The organism is Aquimarina longa SW024 (assembly GCF_001401755.1).
GTDB classification, from domain to species: Bacteria; Bacteroidota; Bacteroidia; order Flavobacteriales; family Flavobacteriaceae; genus Aquimarina; species Aquimarina longa.
On record NZ_AVQK01000010.1, the window covers coordinates 251541 to 266373 of the forward strand.

Here is a 14833-nt window from a genome sequence, read left to right on the forward strand (position 1 = left end):
TTTTTATTTTTTTTTGATTGATTTGATTTTGATTATAAATAATGAAAGCATCACAAACATACACTTCCTTTAAAAAGCTATTCGAGAAGCACTACAGCGAGCTGTGTTCTTTAGCATATAATTATTTAAAAGATTTAGAAAAAAGTAAAGATGTAGTTCAAGAAGTTTATATTAAGGTATGGGAAAAGAAGCAAAACTTAATAACAGAAAAGAATGCTCATTACTATCTTTTTACATCAGTAAAAAACAGTTGTATTGATATACTTAGAAAACACAAATACACACTTTCTTTAAGTGATGAAACTGTTGCTAATACATTAGCAGATGATGAAACTTATGATAATGATGATGAAGATGAAAATATAACAGTACAAGAATTTATAAAAAAAGCATTAGAAGAATTACCTCCTAAATGTAAACTCATATTTATGATGAGTAGATTTGATAATATGACTTATAAAGAAATAGCAGAGAAATTAAACTTATCTGTAAAAACAGTTGAAAATCAAATGGGAAAAGCAATTCGAATCATGAGGGAATATCTAAAAAAACATAAATTACCCAAAGCACTATTTTTAATTATTGTTGCTTTTTTAGAAAATAAATAGGGGTTAGCAAAAAAAATACGTTTTAATAGAAATGGCAACAGATATAGACAAAATACTAGCAAAACATTTTTCAAATCAAGCTACACCAGATGAGGAGTTGCAATTCTCCGTATGGAAGAGAGATAATTTAGATGAATTTAATTCTCTAAAAACTATTTATGACGGTGCTAAATTAAATAATTATAAAGATTTATTCGATGTCGATAACGGATGGAAAGAAATTGATGCTAAATTAACGAATACTAAAAAGCCTAAAGTAAAAAAACTAAATCTAATTAAGATACGAAAATGGCAAATTGCCGCCTCATTTTTAATTTTAGTAACTCTAGGTTATAGCTTAATTTGGTATTTTAACAATCCTATTACTGTTCAAACTACTCAATACGCAAAAACTGTACATTTAACAGATGGTTCAATTGTTACGTTAAACAAAAACACAACATTAACCTACCCTAGAAAATTTGACAATGATAAAAGAACACTTTCGCTTAAAGGTGAAGCCTTTTTTGAGGTAAAACCAAACCCAAACAAACCTTTTGAAGTTTATGTAAATGATGTATTGGTAACTGTTTTAGGAACATCATTTAATATAAAGTCTGAAGTAAATGGTTATGCCGAAGTAGTTGTAAAAACAGGAAAGGTATCTGTAGAATTAAAGGAGAAAAAAGACCAAAAAATAATACTTGAAAAAGGAGAAAAAGGTATTTACAAAAGTGCGTTATTAAATAAAGAAATTAACACAGATAAAAATTTCAATTCATGGAAAACAGGGGTTTTCATCTTTGAAAACGAACCACTTACCAGTATAATTTCTCAACTAGAAAACTACTATAAAACTACTATATTAATTGACAGTAAGAAATCTAATTGTTTTGCGTCTATTATTTTAGAAAACCAAACATTAGATCAAGCTCTTAACGAATTACAGCTGCTTTTTGGTTTTGATATAAAAAAGGATAACCATACCATTAAGTTGAGTAATATAAATTGTAAATGATAAAAAAGAAAAAACTAATATTTGTTTTCATCGCGTTATTTTTTTCTTTAAACTTAACTGCTCAAAATAAAACAGATGTTTTTTCAAAAGAAATTTACACAAAAAATCTTCAAACAAATTGTTTAGAAATTTTTAAGCTGATAAAGAAAAAAGGAGTTAAATTAACATACAGCTCTAATGATTTCGATTTTAATCGTAAAATAATACTAAGCAAGAACAATTACAATCTAAAAGAACTTCTAGAAGTCGTTATAGCTAATAGAGATATTAGAATTATTGAACTAAAAGGAAAAATTGTTTTAACATCTCAACCTATTAATAGTTCTGATAAAATTACTATTAGTGGCTTTATAAAAGAGAACTCAACTAAAGAAGTACTCATAGGAGCTACTGTATATGTAAAAGGAACAAATAAAGGAACAGTTGCAAACTCTTATGGTTTTTACAGTTTAAGCCTACCTCGTAATAAATATATTTTAGAAATTAGTTATGTAGGTTTTGAAAAACAAAAAATAGAAATTGATTTAACAAAAACTAATTTAACTCAAAATTTTTATTTAATTGAAGAAAATAAGCTAGACCCTGTAATTATTAAGGCTAACCCAAATAAACGAAAAATTTATAATAGAAGTGATAAACGTATTACTAAAAAGGATATGAACAAAGCACCTATGTTACTAGGTGAAAATGATCCATTAAAATATTTAAAATTATCCGCAGGTGTGTCGGGTAGTATGGATAATACCACAACACTTAATGTTAGAAGTGGTGGTTCTGATGAAAATTTAATTTTAATTGACGGGACACCAGTTTACAACCATAACCATTTAGGGGGTATAGCTTCAATATTTAATACCAACGTAATAAAGCATATAGATGTTCATAGAGGGCGATTCCCTTCTAAATATAATGGTCGATTATCTTCCGTAATTGATATTAGAACAAAAGATGGGCATATGACAGAATACCATGGTCGCATGAATTTAAACCCAATAAGTTTTTCTTTAACAGCAGAAGGTCCAATAAAAAAAAATAAAGCCTCATTTATTTCAAGTTTTAGAAGAAGTTCGTTAGATTTAATTAACAAGATATTATCTAGTGATTCAGGATTTGATTATGGTTTTTATGATTATAATTTTAAAACTAATTATTTCCCAAATAATTCGGATAGATTTTTTTTAAGTGCTTACATAGGCAAAGACGATTTAGAGATAAAGAATTTTGATTTTTTTAGACTTAATAACCTTAAATTAAATTTGGAAAATCAACTTGTTTCATTTAAGTGGAACCATATATATAACCCTAAAACATTTCAACATTTAAGTGTTACTTATAGCAATTTTAAAAGTAGTTTTTTAGGAGATTTTTTTGATAGATTTTTTGAATACTCAAATATAAACTCTAAAATGACAAATAAAATTAAAGATATTAGTTTAACAAACGATATTGAATATTTTGCATCTGAAAAACTAAAAACTAATTTCGGAGTTAGTCTTAAGTTTATTGAATTTACACAAAACCTATCAAAATTTAATGCTAATGAAATTTTGGAATCAAGTTTATACAAAAATCAATCATTTCACTTAAATGCTTATGCAGAAAACAAAATAAAGTTCAATAATAAATTCTTACTAAAAGCAGGGGTTAATATTACTAACTATTTTTTACCTTCAAAAACATATAATTACTTTTTACCTAGGTTGTCATTTTTTTATACACCGAATAACAAGCATACTTTTTTTGGAGCTTTTAATTCTATTTCACAATTTAATCATGAAATTACTTCTGCTACTTTTTCTTTACCCAACGAATTACGTGCACCAAGTACAAAAAAAACACCTCCAAAAAGAGCCACGTTATTTGAAATAGGATATATTTACAATCTTAACAAAAAAGATTATTTTAGTATTAAAAGTTATTATAAAAAAGTGAAAGGCATAATAATTTATCGTCCAGGACAAGATGCAATTACAAATAATGTAGCTATGAATTGGGAAGATAGGTTTTTATACGGAAAAGGAATAAGAAAAGGAATAGAATTTGAGACAAGAAAACATTTAGGAAAAAAACTAAAAATGACTTTAAACTATACACTTTCTAATTCTGATAATTCATTTGATGAAATAAATGAAGGAAAATATTTTCCCTCAGCATTAGATTTTAGACATATAATTAATGCTTCTACCAATTTTTATGTTAATAACAGCATATCTCTTAATTCTACATTTAGCTATAGTACAGGGAAAAGAATAAATATTCCTACATATAATTACACTAACTTTGATGATGCAATAGATGTCGAAGACAGTGGAGTTTTAATATCGCTACCTGCTACATTACAAGTTTCTTCTCTAAATACACATAGGCTTCCTAATAATTACAATTTTAGTTTAGGAGGAACCTATAAAAAGAAATTTAAAAATAATACTTCTTTACAAATAAATACTGGAGTTTATAACCTTTTGGGTAATGCACCACCTGTTTTTTTAGATGCAACACTAAATGACAACAGCAACAAAATTAGATTAGACGAAATAAAGTTGAAAAGAAACATACCTTATTTAAATATTTCTTATGAATTTTAAAATAATTAGAAAATATCTTTTAGTATTAACACCTCTATTTTTTATTGTTTTCAATTCCTGTGAAGATAAAAAAATAGAAGTTCCATTAATGGGGAGTCAACAAGAATTAGCTTTAACAGGAGAACTTAACCAAGTAGATACTATTCAAGTTATTTTGGCTAAGGCAGGTAATTTAACTATAGGATCTCAAATAGAAGAAATAAAACAAGGTGAAGTTTTAATATTAAACGATAAAGACGAAATAATAGATCAGTTATTTTATAACAATAATAAAAAAAAATGGAAATCAAATAAGTTAAATCAAATAAAAGTAGACTCAACTTATAAAATAGACGTTCAATTAGGTGCAAAAAAATTAATGTCTACCACAGTAATACCAAACCCTATTGATGTTACTATCGTAGAAATAACCGAAAAGGAAACAGAAATTTTAATAGATATAGACATTGAAAATCCTAATCAATCTTCAGCATTTTCCACAATTTCATTACTATCAAAACAAAAAAACAGCTTTGTTAATTTAACTAATGAATACTTTAGAGTAGCTATCTCTACCAATGATGAAGAAACAGATAATATTAAATTTAACGAGCTTAGAACTCCTTTTAGTAAACTGTTTTTATCCGTAAAAGGAGACAAAAAAAAGAGGCTCCGTTTTTCTGTTAAAAAAGAAGATATGGATATAGAAAACTATAATTACTTTATATGGACAAAGTCTACTAAAAAACAGTATTATAAATATCTGTATGATTACGAAGTTCAAAAAAATACATTAGACTTTACGAATTTACCTCAACTACAAAGTAATATTAATGGCGGATTAGGTTTTTGGGGAGGTTGTTTTAAAGATGTTAAAAAAATTGATTTTTAATCTATCAAAGTTAATATTGTGCATTAATGTTTTTTTTAAGTTAACGTAAGTTCTACTTAATACTAATTTATAATCAAACTCTTCCATAAGTAAGTTCAAAAAACTAATTTTCAATAGAATTAATCAATGATTTTATTATTTTAATTTTTTCTGATTGCTGTGACACTAACAAATTCCAAATACTATCTTGGTCTAAAATTCCATACGTTCTATCATGTTCAGATTCGTTGTCTAAATCGTCCATATAATCGTTTTTGTAATATAATTCTAGTTCTTTTAAACGATTGATTACATCTGGTAATTTTTTATTGATTGATTCTAAATATTTAGCATCGACTTGACAATGTTCAAGTAACTGTTCAAACTGTTCTAATTTATGTTTATTATTTTTCATAATTTGTAAATTATTTTCTCCTTATTTTTCTTTCGATATGTAATCACGAAAAAGGAAATTTTGCTTTAATATTATTAATTGCTTTGAGATTTTAACTACTGCTAACAGTCAAGGGGATTGGTTTATTTTCTATTTTATTAAAAGTATATAGCTTCAAATTCTTGCCAAAGGTGCTCTTTTACCGTTCTTAAGCATTAGTTGGCTGCCCTCAAGAGTAAAGTTGTTAACAGTTTCAAGCATTTTGTTAAATTCCATTTCGCTAGAGTGTTGATTGTTACAAGTCATGAGGGTATAGGCAATCTTTTAAATTATTGATTAATCGATTTCGTTCTTTTATTACTGCTAACGGCTCAAGTGTATGAGCCATTTATGAGTCTTAATTGTGTAATATATATTCCTCAATTATTTTGTTAAAATAATAGGGGTTGTCAAGATTGGCAAAATGTCCTGCTCCATTTATTTCTTGTAGTTCAAAATTTCCACGATTTTTAAATTCTCTAATTGTAGTATATATCACATTATTAATTTCTTTATCTTTTTCGCCTTTTATTATCATACAAGGAATTTTAGATTTTTTAATGACTTCTAAGTAATCGAAATTTGCTAGAATTGGAATGAAGCTAAGTATAGTTGCCTTTTCAGATTTAAGCATCATCTCTTTTATCTTTGCCTTCGATTCATTTGTTTGTCCTGCAATTTTTGATAAATTACCTCGCATAGTAGGAGTTATTATTTTATGTAAAAATTTCATAATTTTTAAAGCGATACTAGATGTATTTAATTGCCCCGTTGTTCCATAGGTTGTTATTGTCTTTAAAATATTGGGGTTGGTTTTCATAATTTCAAATCCAACATTTCCTCCCATTGAATTTCCAACATAATGAACTTTTGATATGCCTAAGCGATCTAATAAAGTAGTAATATCATCTGCTATTTTGTACAATTCAACATCGTTACTCGTTAATGCGTGAGTTAATGTAGTGTTACCATGACCACGGAGATTAACTGACAACACCTTGAAATTTTTACTAAAATAGTTTTGCTGATGTTTAAACTGAGAAAGATTAGCTCCCAATCCGTGAACAAATAATATTGTTTCTGAATTATTTTCTCCGTTTAAAAAGTATTCTATTGTAATATTTCCTAGTTGTATACTTTTTGTCATCTTTTTGTATCGAAAAGTTAGGTTTTATAAAGGTAATGTTTCTTTTATTGGCTCTAACACCTAAATATGGGCATTGCGGTTATTTTTTTAATTATGGCGGTTATTCAAATATAGTGTAAATATATAAATAATTGTAATTCAGTTAGTTTATTTGTATTAAGAGTGATAATTATTTTTGTAAAACGAATGTTATGCTGTCAACCAAACAAATATTACTTGAATTTAAAAAGAAGCTCACATTGCAATATCATCTACAAAGTCATATACAAATGCCTTAACCAAATTTTTGACTGCCTTTGTAGGGTCTCTATTAGAGAAAGTTAAAGAACAAAATATTGAGAATTTTCTATTCCATTTACAAAAGACAGAAAATATCAGTAGTGCATATCAAAAACAATTCCTAAATGCTATTGGTAAATACTATGAGTTGTTTTATTCAAGAAAATTAGATTTCAAATATTTATATCTTAAGCGTAAGCAAAAGACATTGAACTCGTTTAAACTTTTTGGGTTTAAGCGAAAATTAGATGTTTTTGGTTGTGTTGAAGGCTTTTTTGAGTTTCATAGCAGGGCTACGGAAGGATAAAGTTCATTGCCTAAATACTTAACAAGAAACGAAATTATCAGATTAATTTCTGCTTGTGAAAACATAAAGCGTCTCTGTATTACAAAACTTCTATATGTATGTTTCCAAACGTTTATAATACAAAATATTGAAGATAGTTCTAACACCTCTGAAAGAGCTTTAATATTAAAAGGGCTTGCAGTTGGAACCACAACAGTAACAGTTACAGACAAAGTAGCAGAAGCTTCTATTAATGTAACAGTAGTAGCCCCTGATACAATGACTTTACATAAAATAAACGACTCTCAAGTTGTAGAAACCAATGAATTAGATGATACTGTTAATCAACAATTAGGAAAGTTTATAATAAAAGGAGGTACAAAAAGCTTTACTGTTACAAAAGACGACCCTAATAATTTATTTCATATTGAAAAACCACCGTCTTTGACGGTGGTCATGTATTAAAGGCTCTGCCATTTTTTAGTTTTGCCATCTACAACTTTTTAAGATGAGTAAATATAGAAAATTAACACATGTGTATTACAAATGTGACTATCACATTGTTTTCACACCAAAGTATCGATTTCAGATACTTGAAGGTACGGTAAAATAACTGGTTGAGCATGATTTACAACTAATCAGCTTATGGAAAGATGTTCATGTTATTGAATTGAATGTTCAAAAAGACCATATTCATTTGGTTTGTTCAATACCTCCCAAAGTTTCAATTTCAGAATATATGGGAATATTGAAAGGAAAAATGGCAATCAAACTTTTCAAAACTTATCCGAATTTAAAGCAGAAACCTTATTGGGGCAATCATTTTTGGTCAAGAGGCTATTTTGTGAGTACAGTAGGATTAGATGAAGCTATGATAAGGCGATATGTGAAATATCAAGAGCATAATGATTCGAAATGATTGTTATGACCCTTTGGGTCTAATCTGAAAACCAAAGCCACCGTTTTTAACGGTGGTTCTTTACATTTTCATTAATTTCATGTGGTGGAGGTGATAATGATAACAATCCTGTAACAGGAAATACAGTATCGTTTGGTAAAGAAAAGAAAGTAACAAATTTATATGCTCCTTCAACAGGAAAAGGATATAACCCTGCTGATAAAAAAGGAGATTTTGTAAAATTTAGTTTTAAAACAGGTGCAGTAACAAATAGCAAAACCGATTGGGATATTGCTTTTCGATACGCTACTATTTTAGTTAATGGAGGAACTAAAGTTGGGTATGATTCTGAGCCAGAACGAATAGGGAGTGTTGGTGTATATGTTGCTAAAAACACTTTTGAAGATTTAAAATCAGTAGACGAGAACAGGTTTAAACAAGATAAAGCAGGCACATTAGCTATTGATGATGATGTTTTAAGCAAAAACGGTATATGGAGTTATAACAGGGAAAAGCACTATGTTTTACCAATTCCAGGACGGATTTTAGTTTTTCAAAATGGTAATAAGAAAAACGTAAAAATGGAGGTCTTAAGCTTCTATAAAAATGCTCTTGATCCCGAACCAGGAGACGAAAATTATAGTTATTATACATTTAGGTATAGTATAGAAGAATAAAATATCAATAATTAGTATAAGTTACCTCAAAATTAGGTCTAAAAAAGAACAAGGAAATAGTTGAAAAAAAAATGTAAATAATATAGGATGAATTTATAAACTCATCCTATATTTATTTTAGTGTAAACATAAAAAGAGTTTTAAAGTTTTTTTTTCTTTTTCCAAAAAGAGATTTTTTCTTTAAAAGCTATTATCTTTTTTTTATCTACTAGTCCGAAATATACTAAAGCAAATAAAACAAGCCATAAAATGCCTTTTATTAGAAAAAATAAAAAACCCGCAATTCCTATATCTTTTAAAAACTCTTGCATAGCATTTTTATTTATGATGTTTCCTTATGTAGTTCGTCTAAAATAGCAATTATATAACCGTATGCTCTGTTAACTTCGTCTGCCCATTCATCTTTTTGCACAGTTCTTACCGATAACATAGCTTCTTTTCGATGTTTAAAATCGTACATTTTACCAGTAGATGGAACCTTAGTTTTCATTATTTTGCCACCAAACATTAATGCTAAATAATTCAAATACACGTGAGGTAATACATCATTTTCTGTTAGTGTATTAATGTAATCGACATAGTTTTGAGTGCTTATTAAAATAGTTTTTGAAGCATTGCCTTTTGCTAGAAGTTCGTCTATGTCTTTTTGTGTAGCCTCAATTCTTGATAAAGCATTTGAAGGAAGTCCTTTAGTTTCTATAGCTTTAAAAATCTCTAGTTGTTGTACTAAGTGTAGAAGATATTGGTCTTCGGTTAATTGTCCGCTAAACATTCTCATATTAAAAGGCATTTTTTCTGCTTTTTCATGATTCTCTTTTGTTGCGTCTTTTAATGTTTTCATGTACTATCTTTGACTTAATTTAAAAATCAAAGATAGTACATGAATGTGAGTTTGACATAGAAGTGATTTAAACTTTTTATAAGAAATAAAAAAGGGTTGTCGATATTTGCGTTACTACACGTAAAATATTTGAAAACAACCCATTATGTACACTGTACTAGACAAAGATACAATAGAAATGGAAATAGTTCCACTTTTACCAAAAACACAACGAGGTTTTCCACCGACGGTTCCGCTTGTTGAAATCATTAATGCGATACTTTATAAGCTCAAGACTGGGGTTCAATGGTATCAACTTCCGGTCAAAGCATTATTTGAACATCAAGCCATTACTTGGAATGCGGTCTACTACCATTATAGAAAGTGGTGTTTATCAGATATATTAAAGCATAGCTGGATTACATTCCTTAAGGCTCATAAAAAAGAGTTAGACCTTTCTAGTGTTGATTTAGACGGGAGTCATACGCCAGCTTTAAGAGGTGGTGATCAGGTAGAATATCAAGCTAGAAAGAAACGGAAGACTACCAATGCTCTCTATCTGACTGATAGACAGGGTTTGCCCCTTGCCATGAGCGAACCCGTATCTGGTAATCATAATGACCTTCATGATATTGAAGTACAGTTTGAAGTGGTTACAGCCACACTCGAACAAGCAGATATCTCAGTTCAGGGGATGTTTTTAAACGCTGATGCTGGATTTGATTCAAAAAATTTTAGACAAGCTTGTGATAAAAAAGAGATTAATGCCAATGTATGTTTTAACAAGCGAAACGGAAATACTCAAGATAGAGAAGAGTACTTTGACCAAGATTTATATGACCAACGTTATGCCGTAGAACGCACCAATGCTTGGATGGATAGCTTCAGATCACTATTAAATCGATTTGATACCACAACAGAAAGCTGGAAAGGTTTTAACTACCTAGCTTTCTTTGTTATAGCGCTGAAAAAAATCAAAAAAAGGAAAACTAAAAAAGTTTAAATCACTTCATAAAAAAAAACTAACTTTTTGTAGTGAAAAAAGTAGAATATTTAGTAGTAAATTACTAACTTTTAATTGTCAATTGATTTAAACATTTTCATTGCTATTTTATCTTTAAACCATTGCCACATTTTTTCAGCAGGATTCAGTTCAGGAGAATAAGTAGGAAGCGGGACTAAAATAATGTTTTCTGGTAAGGTTACATCTTTGGTAGAATGAAATTCATTTTTATTTACTTCTTGTCATTTTTCACCAAATGTTCCAAACTCGGATCATTTTCAATCCGATCCAACTCCCGCAAAACAATATTCTCCACATCCTCTTTAATCTGTCTATAATTACTGTTTATTTGAGTCTCCATACTATCCAAACCATTTCCATCCAAAAAAGACATAATTTCGGGAATAGGTTTGTATTTTTTTTCTTCAGAGAGTACTTTTTCCACATCCACGATAATTTCAGAATGAAAAATCTTTTGTTCAATACGTTGGTCGAAATTGTCAGAGACCGAACCTACAAACATCCCTTGAGTTAGATTGGAAATTTTACTGGGCGGAATTAAGCTATCCATTTGCGTAGAAATTGAAGTAGATTTATCTTGTCTGTTAATCGTCATCGATTGCCGTTTTTGTAATACTTTTCCAAAACGTTCTGACAAGGTTTTAGCCGTTTCTCCAACTACTTGTCCACTAAATATATTACCAACGGTATTTTGAATTACTTTACTTTCTTTATCGCCATAATCACGTGTGAGTTGAGAAAAATCTTGAAAACCTAAACATACTGCCACTTTATTACTACGAGCTGTGGCAATTAAATTATCCAGTCCACGAAAATAAATAGTCGGTAACTCATCAATAATTACAGAGGATTTTAACTGATCCTTTTTATTAATCAGCTTTACAATTCGACTATTGTACAAGCCTAAAGCTGCTGAATAAATATTTTGCCTATCGGGATTATTTCCTACACATAAAATTTTAGGCTCATCAGGATTATTAATATCCAACGAAAAATCGTCCCCAGTCATTACCCAATACAAGGCTGGTGAAATCATTCGTGATAACGGAATTTTAGCGCTTGCTATTTGTCCTTGTAATTGGTCTTGTGCGCCACCTTCCCACGCATCTATAAAAGGTGATAAATAATTCTCAAGTTCAGGATAACTACGTAAAATAGTAAAAACATCTGCATACTTTTTATTCAATAATTCAATGGCGTGTGGAAATGTACAGTACTTTCCGTTTTCATAAATTTTTAGATACCAAATAATGGATGCCAACAAAATAATCGGACTTTCAACAAAGAAGTCGCCTTGCTTCTGAATCCATGTTTTGTTTAAATTAAGCATTATGGTATATGCACTTTCATAGGCATCTGAAATGTCAGTCATAAACGCTGGATGAATCGGATTACAACGATGACTTTTACGAGGATCATCAAAATTAATCACATAAAATTTTGGCGGGATTTTGTACTTATCCGTATGTTTCAATAGATGATTGTAGGCAATGGTAGAAAGGTCATCAAACTTAAAATCGTAGATATACATAGAGAATCCTTTTTCGATTTGCTGTTTGATGTAATTGTTGATGACTGCAAATGATTTACCCGAACCTGGAGTTCCTAAAACAATGGTTGCTCGAAAAGGATTGACAATATTAATCCAACCTTCATTCCATTTTTTTTGATAATAAAAACGTGTAGGTAGATTTACCGAATATTCATTCTCTAACAGACGCGTTTCTTGCATAAAACTTTCATTTTCGATATTAAACACATCGTCCATTAAGTTGTTTTTAAGCAATCGACTCATCCACACACCGCCCATTAACAGTCCAATATACCCTACTGATACACTCGAAATGTATAAAGACGCTACTTGAATTTTAGGTAGCTGAATAGACAGTATCCAAAAATTAAAGAAGAAAAAGATAACACCAATGATTAGTGCAATACTGATTTTAGTCCACGTAATTTTTTCATTTTTAATGCCTTTTGTACCTAAACAAGAGAGTGCTAGAAAAACTATTGCAAAGAATTTCGTCCACAATAGTGATGAAAACAAGCCTGTGTTCCGTTGAAAGTTCCATAAAATTTTATCTACGATAGCAATGGTAAATTTCCAATTTGTAAATGCTTCGTAGCAAAACCAATAACAATGTAAAATGACGAATAATATGCTAATAGCTCGCATAAATTCCATTGTTTTGGCTAATCCTCTAATATCATCTTCGTTTTGCATAGCGTTTCTTTTTTCGTTTTTTCTTTAGTATCTGATTGTTATTATCTTCAGGAACATCCATTGGTAATAATCCACCCAATACTCCCAAAGTATTCGCATTAGAGAAGTTTTCTGCTTCTTCTATAAAAGTGTCTGTTGTAGCTATTTCTGTCGTTGGAGTTGGTAAATCTTTTGTAGAAAAAATACTTGGTGAAGCTTTGCTTCCTTTCCACCATTGATGGAATGTGTTAGCAGACAAATCTTTCCCTAATCGAGAACCATTCAATACTATTTTAGATTGATGGTCTATAAAACTCACACCATAAATTCTACCTTGCGAATTTTCACGAATAAATAGCGATATCTTGTTATCTTGTAAGTGTTTTCTAAAGTCCTCTTGGGTTTGATATTGTTGCATTGCCTCACGTACCAACATACGAACACGTTTTTGAGGTTTTTGCTGTTGTATAAAAAGTTTAGATTTCTTGAATTTTTTATCCAAATCATTCAATCCAAAAGCACCAGAAAATCGAGACGACTTAAACGGGTTGCTTACTTTTTTACCTGTACTATCAGTTGCGAAATAAACCAATCCTCGTTTTTCTTTCCCATGAATGACACCTTTTACCTCTTCAGCAGTAATATTGAAAAATGACAATAAGGCTTTGTATTCACCCAATGTTTGAAAGTGATAATTATCATTAACAAACCAAAGTGCAGAAGTAATTTGCTGTTTCACATTTACCTGTGTTGCATCCACTTTTTGTAATGGAATATCTTTCTTTTCAGAAACGTCAAGTGCAGAGGTCAACTTGAATTGTTTTTCGAGTTTTCGACAAGCATTCATCGAACGTCTTTTCTCAAAACTGTCTGAAATTCGTTTGCCATTTTCATCCACACAAACCGAAACAATATGTATATGCGTCCGATCTGTATCGGTATGCTTAAATACGATATACGGCTGTTTTTCGTAGCCCATTTCTTGCATATAGTTGTCTGCTAACTCGCTAAAAAGTTCATTTGAAACTGCATCATTGGAGCTTGGATTTAACGAAATATGTAGTACAGGCTTTTCAGTTTTATTATTTGCTAACAGATACGGCTCAAAAGAACGTTCTAATAATGGAATGGTGAAATCTCTTTCCATGGGCAATATCATTTTATGCGTATGAATAATAGTACCCTCGTCCTTTTTTACCTTGTCGTAATTGTATATTAATGCTCCTTTTAAGTGATTTCCTCGTCCTATTTTTGCAACCATTTTTCTTCAATTTTTTGTATTAAACGAGTCATCTTTTCAGTAATAGCAATCAATGCGATAGTTTGTTTTTCAAGTTTAGAGAGTAAAAACCGTGCTTTTTTTGTAGTGAAAGTGTTATGTAATAACTTGACTACTTGGTTATAATTCACACCTATTTTTCTAAATTGAGCGTAGAGTTCTGTCAGTTTTACATAAATATCGTGAGCAGATTTATCAACTTTCACCACTTTAATTTCTCTTTCAAACAAAATGGAGCGGATAAAATCGGCTTTGACTTTTAATCCTGACATATCAAATTGGAGCAAAAACTCGGCATTTTCTTCAGCATTTAATCGAAAAACATACCGATACACCAAAGGGTTTTCTTTCGGTTTTCGTCCTTTTTTAAGTTGTTTTTTCTTCATTGTAAGTGTTTTTAAAAGTGAAACTTCCAATTCGTCTATTCAAAATCCTCGACTTCGGAGGGATTTTAAGCTCCGCAGGACAAGTTTGTAAGGAGAGGCACAAAAGGATTTTTGAGGCACTCATTACACAACTTGCTCTGTTCCGCTGAACAGTTTTTGAGATAATTTTTTTCAATATGACTCCCAAAAAATCATAACACAAAGTAAGAGGAGATAAATGGTTGTAACACTATGAGATATAGTGCCAAAAAGCGTCAATGAACGCCATTAAAAGCCACTTTTTGAGATGTTTAAAAATGAGATGAAATCTGTTGTTTATTTGTGGTAAACATATCCGATAGAGCGTACCAAAAACACAACG

General features: G+C 29.9%; 15 protein-coding genes and 3 pseudogenes. 9 read left to right on the top strand and 9 right to left on the bottom strand.

What is annotated here, in order from left to right; all coding sequences use genetic code 11:
- Window positions 1–41: 41 nt before the first annotated feature.
- Genes N456_RS00870 through N456_RS00885 form a run of 4 tightly spaced genes read left to right on the top strand, consistent with a single transcriptional unit; the run spans window position 42 to window position 5061 of the window.
- Window positions 42–608 (top strand): RNA polymerase sigma-70 factor, encoded by a 567-nt coding sequence (locus N456_RS00870; RefSeq protein ID WP_062052903.1) that lies wholly within the window; start codon window positions 42–44, stop codon window positions 606–608.
- Between the two features lie 31 nt (window positions 609–639).
- Complete coding sequence (locus tag N456_RS00875) at window positions 640–1605, top strand: FecR family protein (protein ID WP_062052905.1); 966 nt, start codon at window positions 640–642, stop codon at window positions 1603–1605.
- A complete protein-coding gene (locus tag N456_RS00880) occupies window positions 1602–4190 on the top strand; it encodes a TonB-dependent receptor (protein ID WP_062052907.1) in 2589 nt (862 codons plus the stop codon). The genes N456_RS00875 and N456_RS00880 overlap by 4 nt, the downstream gene beginning before the upstream one ends.
- The gene (locus N456_RS00885) at window positions 4180–5061 is read left to right on the top strand and encodes a DUF4249 family protein (protein ID WP_062052909.1); all 882 of its coding nucleotides are present in this window, start codon (window positions 4180–4182) and stop codon (window positions 5059–5061) included. Before N456_RS00880 ends, N456_RS00885 begins: the two co-directional genes overlap by 11 nt.
- 103 nt (window positions 5062–5164) lie before the next feature.
- Here the strand turns inward: N456_RS00885 and N456_RS00890 are convergent, their stop codons facing one another.
- From N456_RS00890 to N456_RS00895, 3 genes are all read right to left on the bottom strand, one after another.
- A complete protein-coding gene (locus N456_RS00890; RefSeq protein WP_062052911.1) occupies window positions 5165–5455 on the bottom strand; it encodes a DUF4298 domain-containing protein in 291 nt (96 codons plus the stop codon).
- Between the two features lie 153 nt (window positions 5456–5608).
- Window positions 5609–5755, bottom strand: a complete 147-nt coding sequence (locus N456_RS25295) for an META domain-containing protein (protein ID WP_420834718.1) — start codon at window positions 5753–5755, stop codon at window positions 5609–5611.
- Window positions 5756–5831: 76 nt separating this feature from the next.
- Window positions 5832–6620 carry an alpha/beta fold hydrolase gene (locus N456_RS00895; protein WP_062052913.1) on the bottom strand — a complete coding sequence of 263 codons (789 nt, stop codon included), beginning with the start codon at window positions 6618–6620 and terminating at the stop codon, window positions 5832–5834.
- 244 nt (window positions 6621–6864) lie between these two features.
- Between N456_RS00895 and N456_RS00900 the strand changes: the two genes are divergently transcribed.
- The 4 genes and pseudogenes from N456_RS00900 to N456_RS25510 all read left to right on the top strand — a co-directional run.
- Complete coding sequence (locus tag N456_RS00900) at window positions 6865–7206, top strand: phage integrase N-terminal SAM-like domain-containing protein (protein WP_262482796.1); 342 nt, start codon at window positions 6865–6867, stop codon at window positions 7204–7206.
- A gap of 6 nt (window positions 7207–7212) precedes the next feature.
- The gene (locus tag N456_RS00905; protein ID WP_062052917.1) at window positions 7213–7650 is read left to right on the top strand and encodes a hypothetical protein; all 438 of its coding nucleotides are present in this window, start codon (window positions 7213–7215) and stop codon (window positions 7648–7650) included.
- 43 nt (window positions 7651–7693) lie between these two features.
- Window positions 7694–8104 (top strand): annotated as a pseudogene (gene tnpA / locus N456_RS00910) (IS200/IS605 family transposase).
- A 269-nt stretch (window positions 8105–8373) separates the two neighbouring features.
- Window positions 8374–8619 (top strand): annotated as a pseudogene (locus N456_RS25510) (HmuY family protein); the annotation flags it as partial.
- 281 nt (window positions 8620–8900) lie between these two features.
- On the opposite strand, the gene N456_RS24750 reads toward N456_RS25510, so the two are convergent.
- Both N456_RS24750 and N456_RS00920 read right to left on the bottom strand, forming a co-directional pair.
- On the bottom strand, window positions 8901–9071 hold the full coding sequence (locus tag N456_RS24750) for a hypothetical protein (RefSeq protein WP_162838813.1): 171 nt from the start codon (window positions 9069–9071) through the stop codon (window positions 8901–8903).
- Window positions 9072–9082: 11 nt separating this feature from the next.
- Window positions 9083–9601, bottom strand: coding sequence for a biliverdin-producing heme oxygenase (locus N456_RS00920; RefSeq protein ID WP_062052920.1), 519 nt, complete (start codon window positions 9599–9601; stop codon window positions 9083–9085).
- A gap of 104 nt (window positions 9602–9705) precedes the next feature.
- On the opposite strand from N456_RS00920, the pseudogene N456_RS00925 reads away from it, so the two are divergent.
- Window positions 9706–10583, top strand: a pseudogene (locus N456_RS00925) (IS5 family transposase).
- A gap of 71 nt (window positions 10584–10654) precedes the next feature.
- Here N456_RS00925 and N456_RS25305 read toward each other — a convergent pair.
- Genes N456_RS25305 through mobA form a run of 4 tightly spaced genes read right to left on the bottom strand, consistent with a single transcriptional unit; the run spans window position 10655 to window position 14472 of the window.
- Window positions 10655–10768 carry a transposase gene (locus N456_RS25305; RefSeq protein ID WP_082422391.1) on the bottom strand — a complete coding sequence of 38 codons (114 nt, stop codon included), beginning with the start codon at window positions 10766–10768 and terminating at the stop codon, window positions 10655–10657.
- 47 nt (window positions 10769–10815) lie between these two features.
- Complete coding sequence (mobC, locus tag N456_RS00930; protein ID WP_062052924.1) at window positions 10816–12828, bottom strand: conjugal transfer protein MobC; 2013 nt, start codon at window positions 12826–12828, stop codon at window positions 10816–10818.
- Window positions 12812–14068: a conjugal transfer protein MobB gene (gene mobB / locus N456_RS00935; protein ID WP_062052926.1), complete on the bottom strand. Its 1257-nt coding sequence runs from the start codon at window positions 14066–14068 to the stop codon at window positions 12812–12814. Before mobB ends, mobC begins: the two co-directional genes overlap by 17 nt.
- Window positions 14053–14472: a conjugal transfer protein MobA gene (gene mobA, locus N456_RS00940; protein WP_062052929.1), complete on the bottom strand. Its 420-nt coding sequence runs from the start codon at window positions 14470–14472 to the stop codon at window positions 14053–14055. The genes mobB and mobA overlap by 16 nt, the downstream gene beginning before the upstream one ends.
- Window positions 14473–14833: the final 361 nt, after the last annotated feature.

Bases quoted from the DNA above. Each gene is read 5' to 3' on its own strand.
- N456_RS00870 (WP_062052903.1), top strand. From the start codon at position 42: ATGAAAGCATCACAAACATACACTTCCTTTAAAAAGCTATTCGAGAAG.
- mobB (WP_062052926.1), bottom strand. From the start codon at position 14,068: ATGGTTGCAAAAATAGGACGAGGAAATCACTTAAAAGGAGCATTAATA.
- mobC (WP_062052924.1), bottom strand. From the start codon at position 12,828: ATGCAAAACGAAGATGATATTAGAGGATTAGCCAAAACAATGGAATTT.
- N456_RS00885 (WP_062052909.1), top strand. From the start codon at position 4,180: ATGAATTTTAAAATAATTAGAAAATATCTTTTAGTATTAACACCTCTA.
- N456_RS00890 (WP_062052911.1), bottom strand. From the start codon at position 5,455: ATGAAAAATAATAAACATAAATTAGAACAGTTTGAACAGTTACTTGAA.
- N456_RS00920 (WP_062052920.1), bottom strand. From the start codon at position 9,601: ATGAAAACATTAAAAGACGCAACAAAAGAGAATCATGAAAAAGCAGAA.
- N456_RS00895 (WP_062052913.1), bottom strand. From the start codon at position 6,620: ATGACAAAAAGTATACAACTAGGAAATATTACAATAGAATACTTTTTA.
- N456_RS24750 (WP_162838813.1), bottom strand. From the start codon at position 9,071: ATGCAAGAGTTTTTAAAAGATATAGGAATTGCGGGTTTTTTATTTTTT.
- N456_RS00875 (WP_062052905.1), top strand. From the start codon at position 640: ATGGCAACAGATATAGACAAAATACTAGCAAAACATTTTTCAAATCAA.
- N456_RS00880 (WP_062052907.1), top strand. From the start codon at position 1,602: ATGATAAAAAAGAAAAAACTAATATTTGTTTTCATCGCGTTATTTTTT.
- mobA (WP_062052929.1), bottom strand. From the start codon at position 14,472: ATGAAGAAAAAACAACTTAAAAAAGGACGAAAACCGAAAGAAAACCCT.